Consider the following 18,721-nt stretch of genomic DNA (forward strand, 5'->3'; position numbering starts at 1 on the left):
TCTTCGTGGAAGGCCCTGTTTCAGTCCGGGCTGATTTGTTGAAATCCATTACCTGGCCTTCTGCGCCCCATACTCGGAGAACGCGCCGTATGTACTGGCTCGCAGGGGTACGCCGTTCAACAGGACTCCATCGACTGCACGGCCGGCGCTACTCAGTTGACGCGCGCTTTCCTGGAGCTCGGCGGCCGAGTGACGTCCGTGACGGACCACGAGCAATGTCAGGCCTGCATGTTTGCCGACCAGCACCGGGTCGGTCACAGCCAGAACCGGTGGCGAATCCACGATCACTACGTCGTACTGCTTGCTGAACTGTGCGAGCAATCTGCCGAAGGAATCGCTCATCAGCATTTCAGCCGGACTAGAGGCCACACTGCCGCTCGTCAATACGTCGAGGTTCGGCAGAACCTGGCGGTGGACGGCGCTGGAGGGCTCGACTCCGCCGATCACATCGGACAGGCCCGGCTTACTGGGAAGCGAGAAGTATCTGTGCACGTTGCCCCGACGCATGTCCGAGTCGATCAACAGCACGCGCTTGCCGCCTGCCGATAGCACCGCCGACAGGTTCACCGAGAGGAACGACTTGCCGACGCCTGGCCGCGGCCCCGTCAACATCACGATGTTGTTGTGCGATTTGAGCAAACCGAATTGCAATGCCGTTCTCAAACTGCGGATTCCCTCGACCGCGATATCGTCGGGCTGAACCGCCGCAAGCACGTTCAATCCCGGAGCGCCGCCACACGCCGCCTGCTGTAGCGCCCGCTGCCGCGTGCTCTTCGAGACGATCGCGTACACCGGCACACCCACTGCGCCTTCTATTTCCGACGGCGTCTCCAAGCCTCGATTCAGCGTGCCGCGCACAAATGCGATGGAGCATCCGAGCAGCAAACCGATAACGCCTGCCAATGCAATCACCAGGGTTTTCTTCGGCTTGACGGACCTTTCGGCCACCTCCGCATAGTCGACGGTGCGAACGTTACCCAGTTGACCCGCCTTCAGGACATGCAATTGCTGCGTGCTATCCAGCAGCTTCGTGTACAGGTCCGTATCAACCCGCACGTCGCGCATCAGACGGAGCGCCTGTTGTTGCACATTCGGCAGGGCCGCGACTTTTTCGTTGAAAGCACCCTGCCGTTTTTTCAGATCCGCGATCTGGGCGTCGATGGCCTGCACGGAGGGATGTTCCGCCGTGTACCGTTGCGCAAGCGCGGAACGTTGTTGTTGCAACTCGACTAACCTGGTCTGGCTATCGACGATCGACTGCAGGAGAAGTCTGCCTTCGGCCTCCAGATCGACAGTGCCGTTCCGGGTACGGAACGCGTTATATTTCGCCTCGGCTTCGTCGAGGTCCGCGCGCAACTGGGGGAGTTGTTCACCGAGGAACTGCAACATCTGCTGCGCCTGCGCGGACTTTCTGTCCACATTTCGCTGAACATAAATGCTCGCAATACGGTTGACGGTCGCAGCGGTCCTCGCAGCGTCCGCGCCTTCCAGCGAGATTGCGACAATGCCCGACTGTTTCGCCTTCTCGCTGATATCGAGTGCACTTTGCAAATCCGCTGCCGTCAGTTGCGTCGAAGCCCTCGCCAGATTGAACGACGTACCGGCGCGCGCAACCATGCGGTTCACCCTTAGTTGCACCAGCCCATACCGCGTCTTGCCCTGCGCCGCGACGCCGACAGCGCCGTGTAACACCGGTCGGCCATCGGGATCGTGGAGTTCGAACGTCTGGTTCGGTCCCACCATCAATTTGAAAAACCGGTCGTAGAGCGCGGCGGGGACGTCGAATTGCGTCACCTCCAGACTCTCGCCGCCCCACGCGAAAGTACTCATCCCCAAGATGGGATTCGCGGGAGCGCTTGCGGGCATATACCGTGCGACAAGCGCGCCGATTAGCGGAAATTGGTACGGCGTTGCCTTGACGTCAAGATGCAAACTTCGGACCGCTTCTTCGACCACCATTCGCGAACGGATCAGCTCAATTTCAGCGTCGGTCGACGCCTTGCTCTGGAACAACGACGCAAGATCGCCGAGCTTGTCGTTGAGCGTCTCGCTGCCGGGGTCGCTGTCGACCTGAATCATCACATCGGCTTTGTACAACGGCGTGGCGACGAACGCATAGGCCACGCCGAGAAACAGCATTGCCGCAGTGATCAACGCAATCAGAAGCCGATTCTCGCCCAACAGGCCAATGACCTCGGACAGCGTGATTTCCTTTTCGCCTGGCGCTTCGGCCGAGCGTTCCTGATCAAGTAATTTCATGATTCAATGCATCAGCCTGGCAAGGTCTTCGCACCATTTCAAAACGCTGTGCTCGATTTGCGCGAAGGCCAGTTCAAAAATGACGCGATGCCGCTGATACGGATCCACAATATCGAGTTGCTCATGTTCGCCCAACCGGAAAACCTTTCCCCTGGCGGATGGGAATCGATCGAGAATCAATGCGCGCTGGATGCCGGTCATGGTTAGCACGACATCTGCCGCGCGCACGTGTTCGTTGCTCAGTGCCGCGGCCACATGACCGCTAATATCCATGCCGTGCTCGCGCGCAACCTGAACCGCCAGCGGATCCGCATGCCTGCCAACGAGCGCACGCGTACCCGCGGAACTCACCGAGACGCGCGGCAAAGCCCGCTCGAGAAGTGCCCGCGCCACCGGGCTCCGGCAAACATTGCCCTCGCATACCATCAAAATCCGGGTCATTTCGCAATCACCCCCGCAGTCAGCCCCGTGCTGATCAACGGCATCAACAGACTCAGCACACGGTTGAAGCGAACCAGGCCGCTGCCGTCCACATACACCACGTCTTTCGGTTGCAATTCGAAATCCTTGGCGAGCAGCATCGCGACCGGCGAATGGCCGTCGAGGTGGAACACCTGCGGCGATCCTGTCAGCGAGCCGCGGATCACGAACATCTGTGCAGCGTCGGCGGTCGAAGCATTCACGCTGCCGGCCTGTGAAAGCGCGTCGGCCAGCGTCATGCGCCCGGTTCGGCGCGGAATCGCGGAGACAGGCTTGTTCACTTCCCCCATCACGTATGCGCCGTTTTCGTCACGCGACACCACGCGCAGCAGATCGCCGGGTTTCAGATAGAGGCGCGACGGGCTCAATCCCTGTGCAAGCATCTGCGTCAGGTTCACGCGATAAGACCGTTCGCCGCGCACCAGAACCAGGTCGCTCTGGTCGGCGGCTTCGCTGAATCCACCGGCGCGGCCGACTGCTTCGTAAAGCGTCATGGGGACGTCGTTGACAGCCAGTGCGCCGGGGCTGTGCACTTCTCCATCGACATACACCTGGTGCGCGCGATAAGACGCCATGCGTACAGTGACTTGCGGCTTGACTAAATATCTGCCAAGCGCGCCGCTCAAGCGTTGCTGTATCTCTTCGGTGCGCAGACCGGCTACGCGCAGCGTGCCCGCATACGGAAATGTCAGGCTGCCGTTCTGATCGACGACGAATCCAGCAAGCGGATCGCCGGGCCGCGAGGAGGATTGCGTTTGCGAAGACCCGAGCGCCGCCGCGAATTCCGGATGATCCCAAACGACAATTTGCAGTACATCGCCCGCCCCAACCGTGTAAGCCTGGGGCTCCCCCGAGAGCAATTGCGATAGTTCGAGTTGCTGCTGTTTCCGGCTTCGAGCCAGTTGCGAGAGCAACTCCGCATCGACCTCGGTAATAGCGATGTCCGGCGTGCCAGCCGTTGCATCGGCCTTTTCGCTTATTCCACCTTGCACCGCTTCTCCGGCAATGCTCGACGTACCGGATGCACCCGACGTGCCCTGCACACGCGACGTTTCCATTCGCATACCCGGCGCCACCGCACATGCACTGCTCAACACGGCCACCGCCGTCGTCAAAACCCCAAGCCTGAACGCCGGCCGGGTCAAAAATACCGCTAACATCGTACTCAACCTATTCAGGAAAACGTGCCGAAGCCACGTTCTCGCTGCCCACCATCGGGCAGATTTGATTCATGTTCCACTGGGATATGCATCATCTTTCCAATCAGTAGTACTTCATAATCGATCTGATTGAAGGCAATCTTGACGACGCATTTCAATATGCATTCCGATGCAGCAACCCCCTCACCACCGTGGCAAAAACAATGCGCATATCCAACCCGAACGACCAGTTACGCAAGTAGTACAGATCGTGTTCCACGCGCGCCTGCATCTTTTCGATCCGATCCGTCTCGCCGCGAAAGCCATTCACCTGAGCCCACCCGGTGATGCCCGGTTTAATCCGGTAGCGATGGATATAACCGTCGACGATGCTCCGGTACTCGTCGTCGTGTTCGATCGCGTGCGGCCGTGGCCCTACTACCGACATTTCGCCGCGCAACACATTCAGAAACTGCGGCAACTCATCAAGACTCGTACGACGCAGAAACGCGCCCACCCGAGTGACGCGCGGATCACCGCGCGTGGCCTGGCGAACCACACCGGGCCGCGCCGCGTGCTCGCGCATGGAACGAAACTTGTAAATGCTGAAGACACGCCCGTCCGCGCCTTTGCGCCGCTGGGTAAACAACACCGGCCCCTTCGACGTCGCCTTGACCGCAACGGCAATCGAGAGCATCACCGGCGCCAACGCCAGTAACGCGGCGATCGCAAACAGCCGGTCGAATACCGCTTTCTGAATCAGGGCGTACGGTGTCATCGGCGAGGCCATCAGATTGATGGCCGGCGCGCCGATCAGATCGATCACGTTCCGATCGAACATTGCAAGACTGCGCACGTCAGGAATGAAGCGCACATTGACGAGGTCGCCGCTGAATTCGTCGATGATCCGCAATACGGTGTCCTCTTCCGACATCGGCAATGCGAGCCACACCTCTTCGATCTGTTCACGGCGCACCCAGTCCGCGAATTCCCGCAGACGCCCGAACGACGGCAAGCCGGGAAAATCCGACTCGCTTGCCTGCCGCGTGTTGAATGTGGCAACGGCCCGAAAGCCCGCGTCCGGCGACCGCACAATGTTGGCGATAACCCGGTCGCGATGCGCTCCGGCACCCACCACCGCCACCATTCGCAGATTCTCTCCTGCCCGCCTCAGGCGGCCGAGGACCGCATGCACCAGCAACCGTGAAGCGACCAGCCCAACCGCCGTGATCGCGGTCCAACTCAAGCACCAGAGCCGGGACACAGACGAGGCACGGTGAAGCAGGAACAACACCGCGAGACCGCAAACCTGCACCGCGATCCAGCCAAGTACGATGCTGATACTCAGACGCCATTTCGAGCGGCCGCGCCATGAGTCGTACACGCCGAACCACGGCAGCAGCAAAATGGCGAAGGCCATGTCGAACGCGACGAAAGCACCCTCAAGGATCGACAGCCCCGCGTGGGGCGTAAGCCCGAACGAGGCCAGCGCCGCCCCCAAAGCGATCAGCATCACGTCGAGCAGACGAGCCAGTACGCTGTCCACGTCCGCGAAATTCCGGCTGGCAGGTTGACGAATTGCCGTTCGCATTGAGCTTGCCCTACCACCCGGTAGCGTTGCGGCGCTGAACGCCGGCTTCGACGCTGAGTAACCGGTTCACCGGTGCCACATGCGCAAACATGACGGAATAGTCCAAAACAATTCTCGGCTTCATGGCATCACTCTCAATACGGTCCGTTTGCAATGCCAACCGAATGCATCACTTTTCAAAGAGATCGCATTCTGCGCCCATCAGGATTGCCCAAAAACGGGAAATTTCCGAATCAACCGCTGCATTCGTCAGCTTCCGAGTCCAGTTTTCGGATCGGCTCTGAAATATCTAAAGCAGTCCGGTCTCTCGCTGTCCATAACCTATCCCTAATGGACTCGTCGAGAAACTTTAACTATCTGCAATCTTCACGCGCCCTTATCCTCGAACACTGACCCAGAGACCGTGCGCGGCGACATACGGCACCGGGCAAGCGACTATTCATCGTCAGAGGAGCGGCATCATGAAGATCTGTATCTTCGGAGCGGGAGCGATCGGCGGCTTGATGGGTGTGCAACTCGCCCGCGCCGGCGCGGATGTGAGTTTCGTCGCGCGCGGCGCGCATCTCGCAGCCATGCGCGAACATGGCGCGCGTCTGATCATGGACGGCGAAACGTTCAGTTCGCCGGTGCGCTGCACGTCCGACCCGAGCGAGCTCGGTGTGCAGGACTTCGTGATCGTCACGCTGAAAGCGCATTCGCTGCCCGGCATGGTCGACGCCATGCAGCCGCTGCTCGGCAAACACACGGCGATCGTCACGGGCGTCAATGGCATTCCGTATTGGTACTTCTATCAGCACGGCGGCAGGTTCGCGGGCACGCGCCTCGCCAGCGTCGACCCGGACGGCGGTCAATGGACGAAACTCGGCCCTGAGCGGGCGATCGGCTGCGTGCTGTATCCCGCCGCCGAAATCGTCGAACCCGGCGTCATCAAGCATGTATACGGCAAGAAATTCCCGATCGGCGAGCCGAGCGGAGAGCGCACACCGCGCATTCAGCAATTGCACGAAGTCATGCAGGCGGCCGGTTTCGACGCGCCGATTCGCGACAATATCCGCGACGAAATCTGGCTCAAGCTATGGGGCAACCTGTGCTTCAATCCGATCAGCGCATTGACGCATGCCACGCTCGACGTGCTCACCAGCGACCCCGGCACGCGCGCCGTGTCGCGCACGATGATGCTGGAAGCCAAGCGCATTGCGGACCAATTCGGCGTGCACTTTCGCGTGGATGTGGAAAAGCGCATTGACGGCGCGGGTGCGGTCGGCGCGCATAAGACCTCGACCCTGGTGGACCTGGAGAATCGTCGGCCGATGGAGATCGATCCGCTCTTGACCGTCGTGCAGGAAATGGGACGCCTCGTTGCCGAGCCCACGCCGACTATCGACGTGGTGCTGGCACTCGTCAAATTGCGCGAACGGATGGCGTTGCAAGGGAATTGAGATTCCGAAGGAAGCGTCAGAAGACTTTTTCCACCAGACGGCCGCAAGCAAAAAGAGGATCGAATGCTACGCGCATTCGGTCCTCTTTTATTGGCCGCTACTGCTACTGGTCGATAGCGAGCCACACCGCCTTGGGCTCCGTGAAGTTTTCGATCGCGACGTCGCCGTGTTCGCGGCCGAACCCCGAGTCGCCGGATCCTCCCCACGGCAGGCGCACATCGGTGTAGCCATAGGTATTGATCCACACGGTCCCCGCCCTCAGATCCCGCGCAACCCGGTGTACGCGGCCGATATCCGCGCTCCACACACCCGCGGCGAGGCTATATAACGTGCCGTTAGCAATCCGTATCGCATCGGCTTCGTCGTTGAAGCGGATCACGCTCGCCACCGGCCCGAAGATCTCCTCCTGCGAAATGCGCATGTCATGCTCGACATCGGCAAAGACAGTCGGCTCGACAAAGAAGCCGCGTTCGCCCACCCGCGCGCCACCGGTTACGAGCGACGCCCCTTCGGCGCGACCCGTTTCGACATAGCCCAGCACCGTTTTCATCTGTGCCGCGGAGATGAGCGGCCCCATGGACGTTTCGCGTAACGACGGATCGCCGACCTTGATCGACTTCGCACGGGCAGCGAGGCGCTCGACCACTTCGTCGTACACGTCGCGATGGGCGAGAATGCGCGAGCCCGCCGAGCACACCTGTCCGGTATTGAAGAAAATCCCCGCCGCTGCGGCGCGCACCGCGTTGTCGAGATTGGCATCCGGGAAAATCAGGTTGGCCGATTTGCCGCCGAGCTCCAGCGTGACGCGCTTGAAATTGCCGGCCGCGCCTTGCAGAATGCCGCGCCCCACGGAGGGCGAGCCCGTGAACGTCACCTTGTCGACGCCGGGATGCGCAACCAGCGCGTCGCCGACCACGCGTCCCTTGCCAGTGACGATATTCAGCACGCCCGGCGGCATGCCCGCTTCGAGTGCCAGTTCGCCGACGCGCAATGCGCTCAGCGGTGTGATCTCGGCAGGCTTGACAATCACCGTACAACCGCACGCGAGCGCCGGCGCGATCTTCCACATGCCGATCATCAGCGGGAAATTCCACGGCACGATCGCGGCGACCACGCCGACCGGCTCACGCAACGTGTACGTCAATGCATCGGGCCGCACCGGCACGACCTGGCCGTTGATCTTGTCGCACCAGCCTGCGTAATATTCGAGCGTATCGATCGCGGCCGGAATGTCCTGGCGCATCACCGCGGCAATCGGCTTGCCCGCGTCGAGGCTTTCGAGCGCGGCGAGCTCGTCGAAATTCGCGCGCATCAGGCCGGCAAGACGCATCAGAATGCGGCCGCGCTCGGCGGCCCGTATCGCGTTCCATACTTTCAGTGCGGCACGCGCCGCGTGCACGGCCGCGTCCACGTCGGCGGCGCTGCCTTGCGCAACCAGTGCGATCGGCTCTTCGGTGGCGGGGTCGATGTCGACGGAATACTCGCCGCTGCCGGGCGGCAAACGCTTGCCGTCGATCAGTAAATCATGGCGCCTGAGGTCGGTTTCAGTTTCCATCATGAAGCTCCTTGCTTGAAATGCTGGCTGGGATAGTGAATGGGCTGAATACTGCGAACCGGCTCGGGATAAGAAGCGTGGCTAGGGCTCATGGAGCACGGCGCCGTCGCGCGCGACGCTCGACGCCATTCGCGTTGGCGAAGCGGACGGCGACATGTCGGCGGCATTCGAAGTCGCGCCGGCTGGCGCGGAGAACTGTGCCCAGGCGGCCGCGGCGTTGGGTCTGAGAGAACGGTTGCGGCGATGCACGAGGAGCGTCGTCAGATTCATAGCGGGCGAGAGCGGCCGGCTGACGAGCGACGGGCTCACTTCGGGCCAATGTCCGTCGACGGGTAATACGCCGATGCCGAGCCCCAGTTCGACCATGCGCAAGACCGCGGCGACATGCCCGAACTCCTGGACCGGTCTGCGCTTCACACCGTTCGAGTTAAAGGCAAGTTCGAGCGCTGAGCGCACGCCCGCGTCGCCATTCAGCGTAACGAGCGCCCATTCGTGCAACGCGCTCCATGCAACGGTGGCATGGCGTGCAAGCGGATGCGCGGACGGCATCACCGCATGCAGCGGCGTCGTGAAAACCACTTGCGCGCGCAACAGATCGCCGGCGAGCGGCTCCGCCAACGACACCACGCCGAAGTCCACCTCGCCTTGCTCGACACTCGCGAGCACACCGCTTTGCGGCTGATCCCTGACGGAGACGATCAACTCCGGATAAGCCGCCGCGCATCGTGCAAGCCCCTGTGCCACCCAGCCCGACGACAGCACCGGATTGCTCGCCAGCACCACCACACCGGTGTGTCCGTCGTAAGCAGCCCGTTCTTCACGCAGCGTCAGTTCGATTTCATCGAGCAGTCGGCCGATCCTTCGTTCGAGACTCGCGCCCGCATGAGTCAGTTCAACCTGGCGCGTGGTACGGTCGAAGAGTTTCAGTTCCACGGCTTCTTCGAGTTCGCGCACACAACGGCTCACTGCCGACTGCGTCAAATCGAACTCGCGCGCCGCGCGCGTGAAGCTGCGCTCACGCGCGACGGCGACGAACACCTTGAGTTGCTGCAACGAAACATTCATGACGCCGCCGCCGGGCACGGGCCGCTCACCCTATTCCCCTGTCTGCTCAGGCCAGCGACTCAGCCGCGAGGCCTGGCCGGCGCCGGCCACCGCCAGCACGCCTTGGGGCTCGTTGTGTGTTTCGATCCAGCGTGCGCGCATGGGGGCGAGTATGAATTTCGCCGAGATACCCGCCGCGATGGTCACCACGGCGGAGACGATGAAGACGAGACTCCAGCCGCCGGTCGCCGACAGGACCGAAGCGATCGGCACCAGCAGCGAAGCCGTGCCCTTTGCGGTGTACAAAGTGCCCGCATTGGCCGCCGCATATTTACTGCCAAAAGTATCGGCACAGATTGCCGGAAAGATCGAGAAGATCTCCCCCCAGAAGAGGAAGATCAACGCGGCGAATGTCATGAACGCATACGGATTGGTACCGTATTGCATCAGGCCGAGCAGCGCGAGACCCTCGCCGATAAAGATCACGAACATGGTGTTTTCACGACCGAGCTTGTCGGAGATGAAACCGCACAGCGGACGCGTAAAGCCGTTGCACACATTGTCGATGGAAAGCGTGGCGGTCAGCAGCGGCAAGGTCATGCCGAAGATCGTCATCGGAATGCGGGCAAGCCCCCAGTCTTTCGCGATCGGACCGATCTGCGCGGTCGCCATCAAACCGCCCGCGGCCACCGCCACGAACGACACATAGATCACCCAGAACACCGGCGTCCTGATCATCTGGCCGGGCGTGAAGTCCACCTTCGAAACGGCGAACTTTTTCTTCGCCGCGGGTTGCTGGCGCAAATTCGGCTTCTTCAATAGCAACGCGAGCGCCAGAATGCAGCCGCCTTGCAGAATGCCGAAGAAGAAGAACGTGTGCTCATAGCCCGAGCGCGTAATCATGTTGGCAATCGGAATCACCGTCACCGCCGCGCCTGCGCCGAAGCCCGCGGCCGTGAGACCGGCGGCGAGACCGCGCCGGTCCGGAAACCATTTCAACGCGTTACCCACGCACGTGCCGTACACGCCGCCCGCACCGATCCCGGCGATGACCGCTGAGACGTACAGCATCGGCAGGGTCGTCGCATACGAATTCATCACCCATGCAATGCCCGCGCATACGGCGCCGCCGGCGACCACGGGCCGAGGTCCGAACCGGTCGACGAGCCAGCCTTCGAGCGGCACGAGCCACGTTTCGGTCAGAATGAAGATGGCGAACGCAAGTTGAATGGACGCCTCGCCCCAGTGATGCCGCGCGTTCATCGGCGTGACGAACAGCGTCCACGCGTATTGAAGATTGGCGACGAGTGCCATGCACACCATGCCGATGACGAGTTGCCACCAACGGTTCGCCCAAAACACCCGGGCCTTGGTCTGCTGAGTGATATCGTCCATGAGCCTTGTCTCCACTATTGATTTAGTGCAGCCGGCCGACGTCCCGAAGGAAATCCCCTCGGGATATGCCGCGCTGTATGCGTCCCACCTTATGGTTATGACCCGAAAAGCCGTGCTCCCGGGAATATCTGATATTTGCGTCTTTAATCCGCTGCTTTAAATTCGTCCAGCTTGAATTCTTCGCTTTTCCGGAAAGTGCTTTATTCCGATCAATTAATGCTTTTTCACTGTGATGAAGCGCCGGGCCTATCGCCGGATAGGCCTTGAATCCAAGCGTTAACCCGAGTACTTTGCCGATCGTTGCGGCGGTATTTCCGCTTTCTTATACAGAGCCATGCTAGGGTCATTGCTGAATTACTAATAATTAAAGTTTGTTATTATGTTGATTCACTTTTGCTTATACATCGGCCATGACGATGCGAAATGCGACGCTGCGGCAACTCAAGGTTTTCGAAACGGTGGCGCGCCACCTGAGCTTCTCGCGCGCCGCCGAAGAATTGCATCTCACACAGCCGGCCGTCTCCACCCAGGTCCGCCAACTCGAAGAACACGCGGGGCTGCCGCTGTTCGAACAACTCGGCAAGAAGATCTATCTGACACCGGCCGGCACCGAGATGCTTCACTACAGCCGCGCGATCATCCAGCAGTTCCACGAAGTGGACGAAGCGATGAGCCAGCTCAAGGGCGTCTCCGGCGGTAAGCTGAATGTCGCGGTGATCAGCGCGGGCGACTACTTCTTTCCCCGGCTGCTGGCCGAATTCACGCGCCGCTACTCGGGTGTGGTGCTCAACCTCGCCGTGCACAACCGCGAAGAACTGCTGCATCAGCTCGCGACCAATCAGACCGATCTCGCGGTAATGGTGCGCCCGCCCCATGAAACCGACGCGACCAATGAGCCGTTCGCGCCGCACCCGTACGTGATCGTGGCGGCGCCCACGCACCCGCTTGCGCACAAGCGCAGCATCAAGATCGGTCAGTTGGCGAGCGAAGCCTTCATCGTGCGCGAACGCGGCTCGGACACGTGGAATTCGATGGAGGAAGGCTTTGCCGGACGCCTCGCCAACCTCAAGATCGCCATGGAAATCAAAAGCACCGAGACGATCAAGCAGGCCGTGATCGCGGGCATGGGCATCGCTTTCCTGTCCGCGCATACGATCAGCCTCGAACTGCAGCTCGGCCATCTGGTCGTGCTCGACGTCGAGAGCTTTCCGGTCATGCTCAACTGGTACGTGGTGCACCGCAAAAACAAGCGCCTGCCGCCGGTGGCGGTCGCGTTCAAACGCTTCCTCATGGAGGAAGGCGCGAACCTGATCGAGAAGATCACGCGCGTCAAGGAATTGAGCGTGTATAAGCAGTAGGCTATGGAGACCCAATGAAACTTTAACTATTGCGGATTCGTCAGGACTTCTATGCTGCAAGCGAGTTCCCTCACTCGCCAGCCCAGGAGGCCGATCATGAATCACGCTTCGGTTGAGTCTCGTAGCAGCGCGCACACTGCCCGTGTTGCCGCGATCCATCCCGACGATGCGCATCTGAGCGCTTACAACGCCGCTTTCAGCGACCTCGGCCTGCGTTTCCGCTGGGATCGCGCCACGCTCGACGTGCTCAAGGAGTTCAACAGCGAAGCTGCCCGGATCACCGCCTATATCGAGCGGTTTCACAGCCATCTTCACCGTGCGTACGATGCTGACTTTCTCGCTCAACTGATTCTGCACAAGAAGGCCCAGTACTTCAGCGAGTTCGCGGCGACAGGCGGCTGAGAGCGCTGGCGGGATCTCGCTGCCGCTTTGCGCCCTACTCGCCGTTTCATCTATGCGTGCCTTCATCAGGCACGCCGCGTTGTGGCGCGAGTCGCTCGAAGGTGGGCGCACATGCGTTGCCGGCCGTCCACGCTCACTCCATGCCGCTCGCTTCGACAACGTGAGTAGGCTGCCGTGCGCACATCGCCTCGCGTTATGTCGCGCAGCGTCCACGTCTGCTCTTCGCCGCCGCGCCATACGATTCGCGCCAACAGCCCGCGTTTGCCCGTCGTCAGACTATGGCTATGACTACGGCAACGCGCGGCAAAGGCAAGCGTGCCTGAATCATGTCCGCCGGACTCGTGGCCGTCGGAATACTCGCGGCTCATCATCAGATGCACACCCATCGCGCAGGCCAACGCGCTCATCGCGAGTAGCGCAGCGAATCCGAACGGCTGCGCCTGTTCAGTGACGAAACCGTAGCCGAGCCAACCGCACAGCAGCAGCGCAAGCAGATTGACGATGTCATGGCCCGGACGCGCCACCGCCGCCGGTTCCAACGCACCGCGCAGTTTGCAGAACGCAATCGCCGATGTGGCAAAGATCAACGCGCCAATGAACACGGCGACATAGAGTCCGATGCGCTCGACGTTGGCCTGCGCCGCCGACGACAGATAACGCGCAAAGCCGCCCGACATCACAGCGAGCCCCATGCCGCTGCCCAACAGGGCAACCAGGCACGGCCGCCGCGTCAGGTTGCGTCGGCGCGCCAGCCACGCGCCGGGCACCGCGCCCGCCACCGCGGCGCCGATCACGCCGTTGCTCGCGCCCATCCCCACCGCAAAAAGCCCTGCAAGTGCGGCGGCCAATGCGCCGGCGTGCCAGTCCGGTCGACGCCTCGGTCGTCGATCGAACTGCAGTTGTCCGACTGCAGCAAGCGCGACAGCCAACACGGAAGCAAACAACACAGCCAGCGAACACCACACGGTACTGTCATACGCTAGCGGCATGCATACTCCTTCGTGTCGGAATGCATGGGCACGTGCCCGATGGATCGCGCGATCGGCCGGCCGTCAGCCGGCGCTTGCCACCACCGGCTCCGCGCCGGCCACGGCCGCCGCGCGCGCGGCGTTCAAGCTGTTGCTGAGCGTGCCGATCCCCTCGACCGTAATCGATACCGTCGCGCCATCCCTGATCGACCCGACGCCGACCGACGTGCCGCACGCGATCACATCGCCCGGTTCGAGCGTGAGATCCTGCGAGATCAGACTCACCTGCTCGGCGGGCGAGAAAACCATGTCGGCGAGCGGATAGTTCTGCCGCTCCACGCCGTCGAGCGTCGTGACAAGACGCGCTCGTTGCCAGTCGAAACCGGAGACGATCGCCGGCCCGATGCAGCAAAACGTATCGAAGCCCTTCGCCCGGCACCATTGCGGAAAGTGCGGATTCTCGTTCAGCAGGTCGGCAGCGGTGACGTCGTTGACGAGCGTGTAGCCGAAAATCGCTTCGGCCACCTCTTCGACGCTCGCATCGCGGCAGCGCCGCCCGATCACGATACCGAGCTCGCCTTCATAAACGATCCTGCCCGCGTAGCTGAGCGGCCGCTGGATCGGCTCATCCGCGCCGATCACCGAACCGGCCGGTTTCAGCAGGAACAGCGGATGCGTCGGTACGGGCTTGCCAAGCTTCGCCGCCAGCGCGTGATAGTTGTTCCACAGCGCGACGATCTTGCCGGGCGCGCACGGCGCAAGCGGCGTCAGCGCACGCGTCGACAGCACGGCGCCGGTCGGCACCGGCTGATCGAGACTTTCATATTCGTGCAGATATCCCCCCTCCACACGGCCGAACACGACGCCGCCGTCGCTCGACATGAATCGCATCCACGTATCCATACGTCGCTCCTTGTGCGCCTAGATCGCGCCGGCTGTGCGCAGTGCACTGATCTGTTCGGGCGAATAGCCGAGTTCGGCCATGACTTCGTCGGTATGTTCGCCGAGCAGCGGTGAACGCATGACTTCGGTCGGGCTGTCGGACAGTTTGATAGGATTGCCGACCGTCAGGTATTTGCCGCGAGTCGGATGATCCACTTCGACGATCGTGCCGGTTTTGCGCAACGAAGGCTCTTCGGCGATTTCCTTCATGGATAGGATCGGTCCGCACGGAATGTCGTATTTGTTGAGAATCTGCATGGCCTCGAACTTGGTCTTCGTCATGGTCCAGCGCTCGATCTCGGCGAAGATGTCCTTCAGGTGAGGCAGACGCGCGGCGGGCGTCGCGTAATCGGGATCTGTCGCCCACTCTTCCTTGCCGATCACATTGCAGATCTTCGCCCATACCGGCGCCTGCGTGATGAAGTAGATATACGCGTTGGGGTCCGTCTCCCAGCCCTTGCACTTCAGGATCCAGCCCGGCTGACCGCCGCCGGATGCATTGCCCGCGCGCGGCACCGCTTCACCGAACTGTCCGTTCGGATATTGCGGATACTCTTTCATCGTGCCGGTGCGTTCGAGCCGCTGCTGATCGCGCAGCTTCACGCGGCACAGATTGAGCACGCCGTCCTGCATCGCGGCGAGCACGCGCTGGCCGCGTCCGGTGTGCGTGCGCTGATAAAGCGCAGTGACGATGCCGAGCGCCAGATGCAAGCCGGTGCCGCTATCGCCGATCTGCGCGCCCGTCACGACCGGCGGGCCATCGTCGAAGCCTGTGGTCGAGGCCGCGCCGCCCGCGCATTGCGCGACGTTCTCATAGACCTTGCAATCCTCGTACGGCCCTGGGCCGAAGCCCTTCACGGAAGCGACGATCATGCGCGGATTCAACTCCTGAATCCGCTCCCACGTGAAGCCCATGCGGTCCAGCGCGCCCGGCGCGAAGTTCTCCACCAGAACGTCGCATTTCTGGATCAGCGCTTCGAGTACCTGCTTGCCTTCGGGGTTTTTCGTATCGATCGTGACCGAGCGCTTGTTGTGGTTGAGCATCGTGAAGTAGAGGCTGTCCACCTCGGGAATGTCGCGCAACTGCTCGCGCGTGATGTCGCCCGCGCCCGCCCGCTCGACCTTGATCACATCCGCGCCGAACCATGCCAGCAGTTGCGTGCAGGTGGGTCCGGATTGCACATGCGTGAAGTCGAGAATGCGCACACCGTCGAGTGCTTTGCTCATGTCCTGTCTCCTGAAGGGCCGGGCTTATTTGTGCATGGTTTGGAAAAGCGGTGAACGCGCGAGGCCGAACTGGAGGAAGTACTACGCTAAGATCCCGATTCGGCACGTTTGATATATCACATACCATATTTTTAACATCGTCAAGCGGGGTTTATCCCGCACTACGACTGCCACGCGATCATTTCGGCCAGGCGGCGCAAACAAAAAAAGCCCGCGGCGCTTCCGCCGCGGGCCCTTCTTGCCAACTTGCCGATCAACCGCCGCCCAGCCGAGCGTCAGTCCAGAAAATCGCAATTCGCCTCGACAAATGCGGCGAGATCCAGCGAGTGCTGACGCGTGAGACGCTCGGCCAGTTCGGTATCCCGCTGCTCCAGCGCCTCGATAATGCGCAGGTGGTCGACGATCGAGCGCGAAGCGCGGTCGCTCTGCGAAATGGTCATGCGGCGAATCGCCCGCACGTGAATGAAGATGTTCTTGATCGTGTCGAGAATGATCTGCGACCTGGATAGTTCGACGATCGCCTGATGAAAGGCGATATTGGCGTCCGAATACTCGGCGATATGCTCAGCGGGCGTCGCGTCGCGGAAGTTGTCGAACATATGGCGCAGGCGGGCAATTTCCTCGTCTGTGGCGTGCAAGGTGGCAAGACGCGCCGCCATGCTTTCGAGCGCGGCCCACATCTGGATCATTTCGACGATTTCGCGCTTGCTCTTGCGCACGATATAGATGCCGCGCCGCGGCACCATACGCAGAAAACCTTCCTGCTCGAGCAGCGTCATGGCCTCGCGCACCGGCGTGCGGCTCACGCCGAGCGATTCGCTCAGCACGCGCTCGTCGAGACGGATTTCCTCGCGGTTCTGGTAGATGTCCGCGTCCGCAATCGCCTGGCGGAGCATGGCATACGCCTGATCGCGCAGGCTCGCGCTCGCGCCGATCGGCTGCAATGACAACGTTAAAGGGGTGGCCACTGCTTCAGTTTGAAGTTCTGACGACATTCATCGCCTCTTGTTGAACATGTGCACGGTACGGGGCCGGCATGGCTGCGCCGCGTTGCTCGCCCAAGCCCACGAACCGACCATGTTGCGCTGCAAGCTGCGCAACCGGTTGCGGAATCCAGCGAGTCAGCAGAACCGTGGCCGCAGCGCCCAAACCCACGACAGCAGCAGCAAACAGCGAGAGAGGAACAAATTCCATTTGTAACTCCGAATGATTGAGTGAAGGAATGACTCAATCATATGCTGCAATGCCGCAAAAATCAATATTCCGTATGTAGTATATCAGTGACTGTGGTATCGAGATCGAACCTTCAAGGTAGCACGGCTGCCCTACAGACGGTTCCTCGCGGCGCCCGAACCTGGCGACGCTCGGTGTAAACGCGCAATATCGATCGAAGGCGGATTGTGGGATCGGTCTCGCCTCATTAACCTTCGGACATCCTGCGACCGATCGCGAGCGGCAACGCCCCTCTTCCCGCGCGACTGCGGCAGTCAGAAAGTTCAAGGAGACACTGTGATGAGCACCACCCTCCCAACGGCCGCGATGGCCGACAACCGCAACGCGCGCAGCCGGGCCCGCAAAGCGGCGCTCGGCAGCTTCGTCGGCGCCGTGGTCGACTGGTACGACTTCCTGCTGTATGGCATCGTCGCCGCGCTCGTTTTCAACGCCGAGTTCTTCCCCAAGGTCAGCCCGGCGATGGGGACGCTTGCCGCGTTCGCTACCTTCGGGGTCGGTTTTCTGTTCCGTCCGCTCGGCGGCTTCGTGTTCGGACACTTCGGCGACCGCTTCGGACGCAAGCGCATGCTCGTGCTCACGGTCATGATGATGGGACTTTCCACCGCCGCGATCGGCCTGCTGCCGTCGTTCGCCACCATCGGCTGGCTGGCGCCGGTGCTGCTCGTGACATTGCGCGCGATGCAGGGCTTCGCGGTGGGCGGCGAATGGGGCGGCGCGGCGCTGATGGCCGTGGAAAGCGCACCTGAGAAGAAGAAAGCGTTTTACAGCAGCGGCGTGCAGGTCGGCTACGGTGTGGGCCTCGTGCTCTCGACCGGGCTGGTCGCGCTCATCAGCCGTGCGATGGATAACGCCTCGTTCCTGAGCTGGGGCTGGCGCCTGCCCTTCCTGTTCAGCGTGGTGCTGGTGCTGATCGCGCTGTGGATCCGCTCGAGCATGGAAGAGTCGAAGGAGTTCATCGAGAAAGTCGGCGAGCACGGTGAACACAGCGTGCGCCTGCCGATTGTCGAAGCGTTGCTGCGGCACCCGAAGGCTTTCCTGCTGATCATCGCGCTGCGACTCGCCGAGTTGTTCACGATGTATATCGTGACCGCCTTCGCGCTTAACTACTCGACGGCGAACCTGCATATGCCGCGCGAATTTTTCCTCAGCATCGGTCTGCTGGTCGGCGCGCTGAGTTGCGTGACGATTCCGTGCTTCGCCGCGCTGGCGGATCGCTTCGGCCGCCGCCGTGTATATATGATCGGCGCGCTGGTCGGCATGCTGAGCGCAGTGCCGTTCTTCCTCGCGCTGGAAGCGCGCTCGACGGTATGGATCGTGGTCTTTGCCGTCATGCTCGCCAACCTCGCGCACGACATGGTGGTGAGCGTGCAGCAGCCCATGTTCACGGAACTGTTCGGCACCGAGTATCGCTACAGCGGCGCGGGTGTGGGCTATCAGGTGGCGAGTGTGGTTGGCGGCGGCTTCACGCCGTTCATTGCGGTGGCGCTGGTCAATTTTGCCGGCGGCTCCTGGCATCCGGTGGCCGCTTATCTGGCGGTGGGCTGTCTGATCTCGTTGCTCGTGGCGGCCAGGATGAGAACCGGGCGCACCGTCGCCTGATGCTCTGATACAGCACCGCCAGAAACGGGCCGGCGTGGCGAAAGATGCCACTGCCGGCCCGTTTCGTTTCGGGTATCCGGTAGTTTATTC

At 61.5% G+C, this 18,721-nt stretch carries 16 protein-coding genes; 4 read left to right on the forward strand and 12 right to left on the reverse strand.

The window, feature by feature from the left end:
- Window positions 1-48: 48 nt before the first annotated feature.
- The 4 genes from NE850_RS06215 to NE850_RS06230 all read right to left on the reverse strand — a co-directional run bounded on the left by NE850_RS06215 (window position 49) and on the right by NE850_RS06230 (window position 5,469).
- The gene (locus NE850_RS06215) at window positions 49-2,259 is read right to left on the reverse strand and encodes a polysaccharide biosynthesis tyrosine autokinase (protein ID WP_310698534.1); all 2,211 of its coding nucleotides are present in this window, start codon (window positions 2,257-2,259) and stop codon (window positions 49-51) included.
- A gap of 3 nt (window positions 2,260-2,262) precedes the next feature.
- Window positions 2,263-2,700 carry a low molecular weight protein-tyrosine-phosphatase gene (locus tag NE850_RS06220; protein ID WP_007176528.1) on the reverse strand — a complete coding sequence of 146 codons (438 nt, stop codon included), beginning with the start codon at window positions 2,698-2,700 and terminating at the stop codon, window positions 2,263-2,265.
- Window positions 2,697-3,899: a polysaccharide biosynthesis/export family protein gene (locus NE850_RS06225; protein ID WP_310698535.1), complete on the reverse strand. Its 1,203-nt coding sequence runs from the start codon at window positions 3,897-3,899 to the stop codon at window positions 2,697-2,699. The genes NE850_RS06220 and NE850_RS06225 overlap by 4 nt, the downstream gene beginning before the upstream one ends.
- A gap of 154 nt (window positions 3,900-4,053) precedes the next feature.
- Complete coding sequence (locus NE850_RS06230; protein ID WP_007176526.1) at window positions 4,054-5,469, reverse strand: undecaprenyl-phosphate glucose phosphotransferase; 1,416 nt, start codon at window positions 5,467-5,469, stop codon at window positions 4,054-4,056.
- Between the two features lie 461 nt (window positions 5,470-5,930).
- On the opposite strand from NE850_RS06230, the gene NE850_RS06235 reads away from it, so the two are divergent.
- Window positions 5,931-6,908 (forward strand): 2-dehydropantoate 2-reductase, encoded by a 978-nt coding sequence (locus NE850_RS06235; RefSeq protein WP_007176525.1) that lies wholly within the window; start codon window positions 5,931-5,933, stop codon window positions 6,906-6,908.
- A 103-nt stretch (window positions 6,909-7,011) separates the two neighbouring features.
- Here NE850_RS06235 and NE850_RS06240 read toward each other — a convergent pair whose 3' ends face one another.
- The 3 genes from NE850_RS06240 to oxlT all read right to left on the reverse strand — a co-directional run bounded on the left by NE850_RS06240 (window position 7,012) and on the right by oxlT (window position 10,902).
- Window positions 7,012-8,463 carry an aldehyde dehydrogenase family protein gene (locus NE850_RS06240; RefSeq protein ID WP_165189608.1) on the reverse strand — a complete coding sequence of 484 codons (1,452 nt, stop codon included), beginning with the start codon at window positions 8,461-8,463 and terminating at the stop codon, window positions 7,012-7,014.
- An 81-nt stretch (window positions 8,464-8,544) separates the two neighbouring features.
- Window positions 8,545-9,528 (reverse strand): LysR family transcriptional regulator, encoded by a 984-nt coding sequence (locus NE850_RS06245; RefSeq protein WP_035517089.1) that lies wholly within the window; start codon window positions 9,526-9,528, stop codon window positions 8,545-8,547.
- Window positions 9,529-9,558: 30 nt separating this feature from the next.
- The gene (gene oxlT, locus NE850_RS06250; RefSeq protein ID WP_007176522.1) at window positions 9,559-10,902 is read right to left on the reverse strand and encodes an oxalate/formate MFS antiporter; all 1,344 of its coding nucleotides are present in this window, start codon (window positions 10,900-10,902) and stop codon (window positions 9,559-9,561) included.
- Window positions 10,903-11,312: 410 nt separating this feature from the next.
- On the opposite strand from oxlT, the gene NE850_RS06255 reads away from it, so the two are divergent.
- Together NE850_RS06255 and NE850_RS06260 are read left to right on the forward strand one after the other, a co-directional pair.
- Window positions 11,313-12,260: a LysR family transcriptional regulator gene (locus NE850_RS06255; RefSeq protein WP_007176521.1), complete on the forward strand. Its 948-nt coding sequence runs from the start codon at window positions 11,313-11,315 to the stop codon at window positions 12,258-12,260.
- 96 nt (window positions 12,261-12,356) lie between these two features.
- On the forward strand, window positions 12,357-12,662 hold the full coding sequence (locus tag NE850_RS06260) for a hypothetical protein (RefSeq protein ID WP_007176520.1): 306 nt from the start codon (window positions 12,357-12,359) through the stop codon (window positions 12,660-12,662).
- A gap of 65 nt (window positions 12,663-12,727) precedes the next feature.
- Here NE850_RS06260 and NE850_RS06265 read toward each other — a convergent pair whose 3' ends face one another.
- From NE850_RS06265 to NE850_RS06285, 5 genes are all read right to left on the reverse strand, one after another.
- Entirely contained in the window at window positions 12,728-13,651 is a 924-nt protein-coding gene (locus tag NE850_RS06265) for an NAD(P)(+) transhydrogenase (Re/Si-specific) subunit beta (protein ID WP_007176519.1), read from the reverse strand.
- Between the two features lie 63 nt (window positions 13,652-13,714).
- Window positions 13,715-14,533 (reverse strand): fumarylacetoacetate hydrolase family protein, encoded by an 819-nt coding sequence (locus NE850_RS06270; protein ID WP_007176518.1) that lies wholly within the window; start codon window positions 14,531-14,533, stop codon window positions 13,715-13,717.
- A gap of 18 nt (window positions 14,534-14,551) precedes the next feature.
- A complete protein-coding gene (gene frc / locus NE850_RS06275; RefSeq protein ID WP_310698536.1) occupies window positions 14,552-15,799 on the reverse strand; it encodes a formyl-CoA transferase in 1,248 nt (415 codons plus the stop codon).
- A gap of 275 nt (window positions 15,800-16,074) precedes the next feature.
- On the reverse strand, window positions 16,075-16,794 hold the full coding sequence (locus NE850_RS06280) for a GntR family transcriptional regulator (protein WP_007176516.1): 720 nt from the start codon (window positions 16,792-16,794) through the stop codon (window positions 16,075-16,077).
- Window positions 16,772-16,993 (reverse strand): hypothetical protein, encoded by a 222-nt coding sequence (locus NE850_RS06285; protein ID WP_007176515.1) that lies wholly within the window; start codon window positions 16,991-16,993, stop codon window positions 16,772-16,774. Before NE850_RS06285 ends, NE850_RS06280 begins: the two co-directional genes overlap by 23 nt.
- A gap of 318 nt (window positions 16,994-17,311) precedes the next feature.
- Between NE850_RS06285 and shiA the strand changes: the two genes are divergently transcribed.
- Complete coding sequence (gene shiA / locus NE850_RS06290) at window positions 17,312-18,631, forward strand: shikimate transporter (RefSeq protein WP_007176514.1); 1,320 nt, start codon at window positions 17,312-17,314, stop codon at window positions 18,629-18,631.
- Window positions 18,632-18,721 lie beyond the last annotated feature (90 nt).

The organism is Paraburkholderia sp. USG1 (genome assembly GCF_031570135.1).
Lineage (GTDB): Bacteria > Pseudomonadota > Gammaproteobacteria > Burkholderiales > Burkholderiaceae > Paraburkholderia > Paraburkholderia dioscoreae.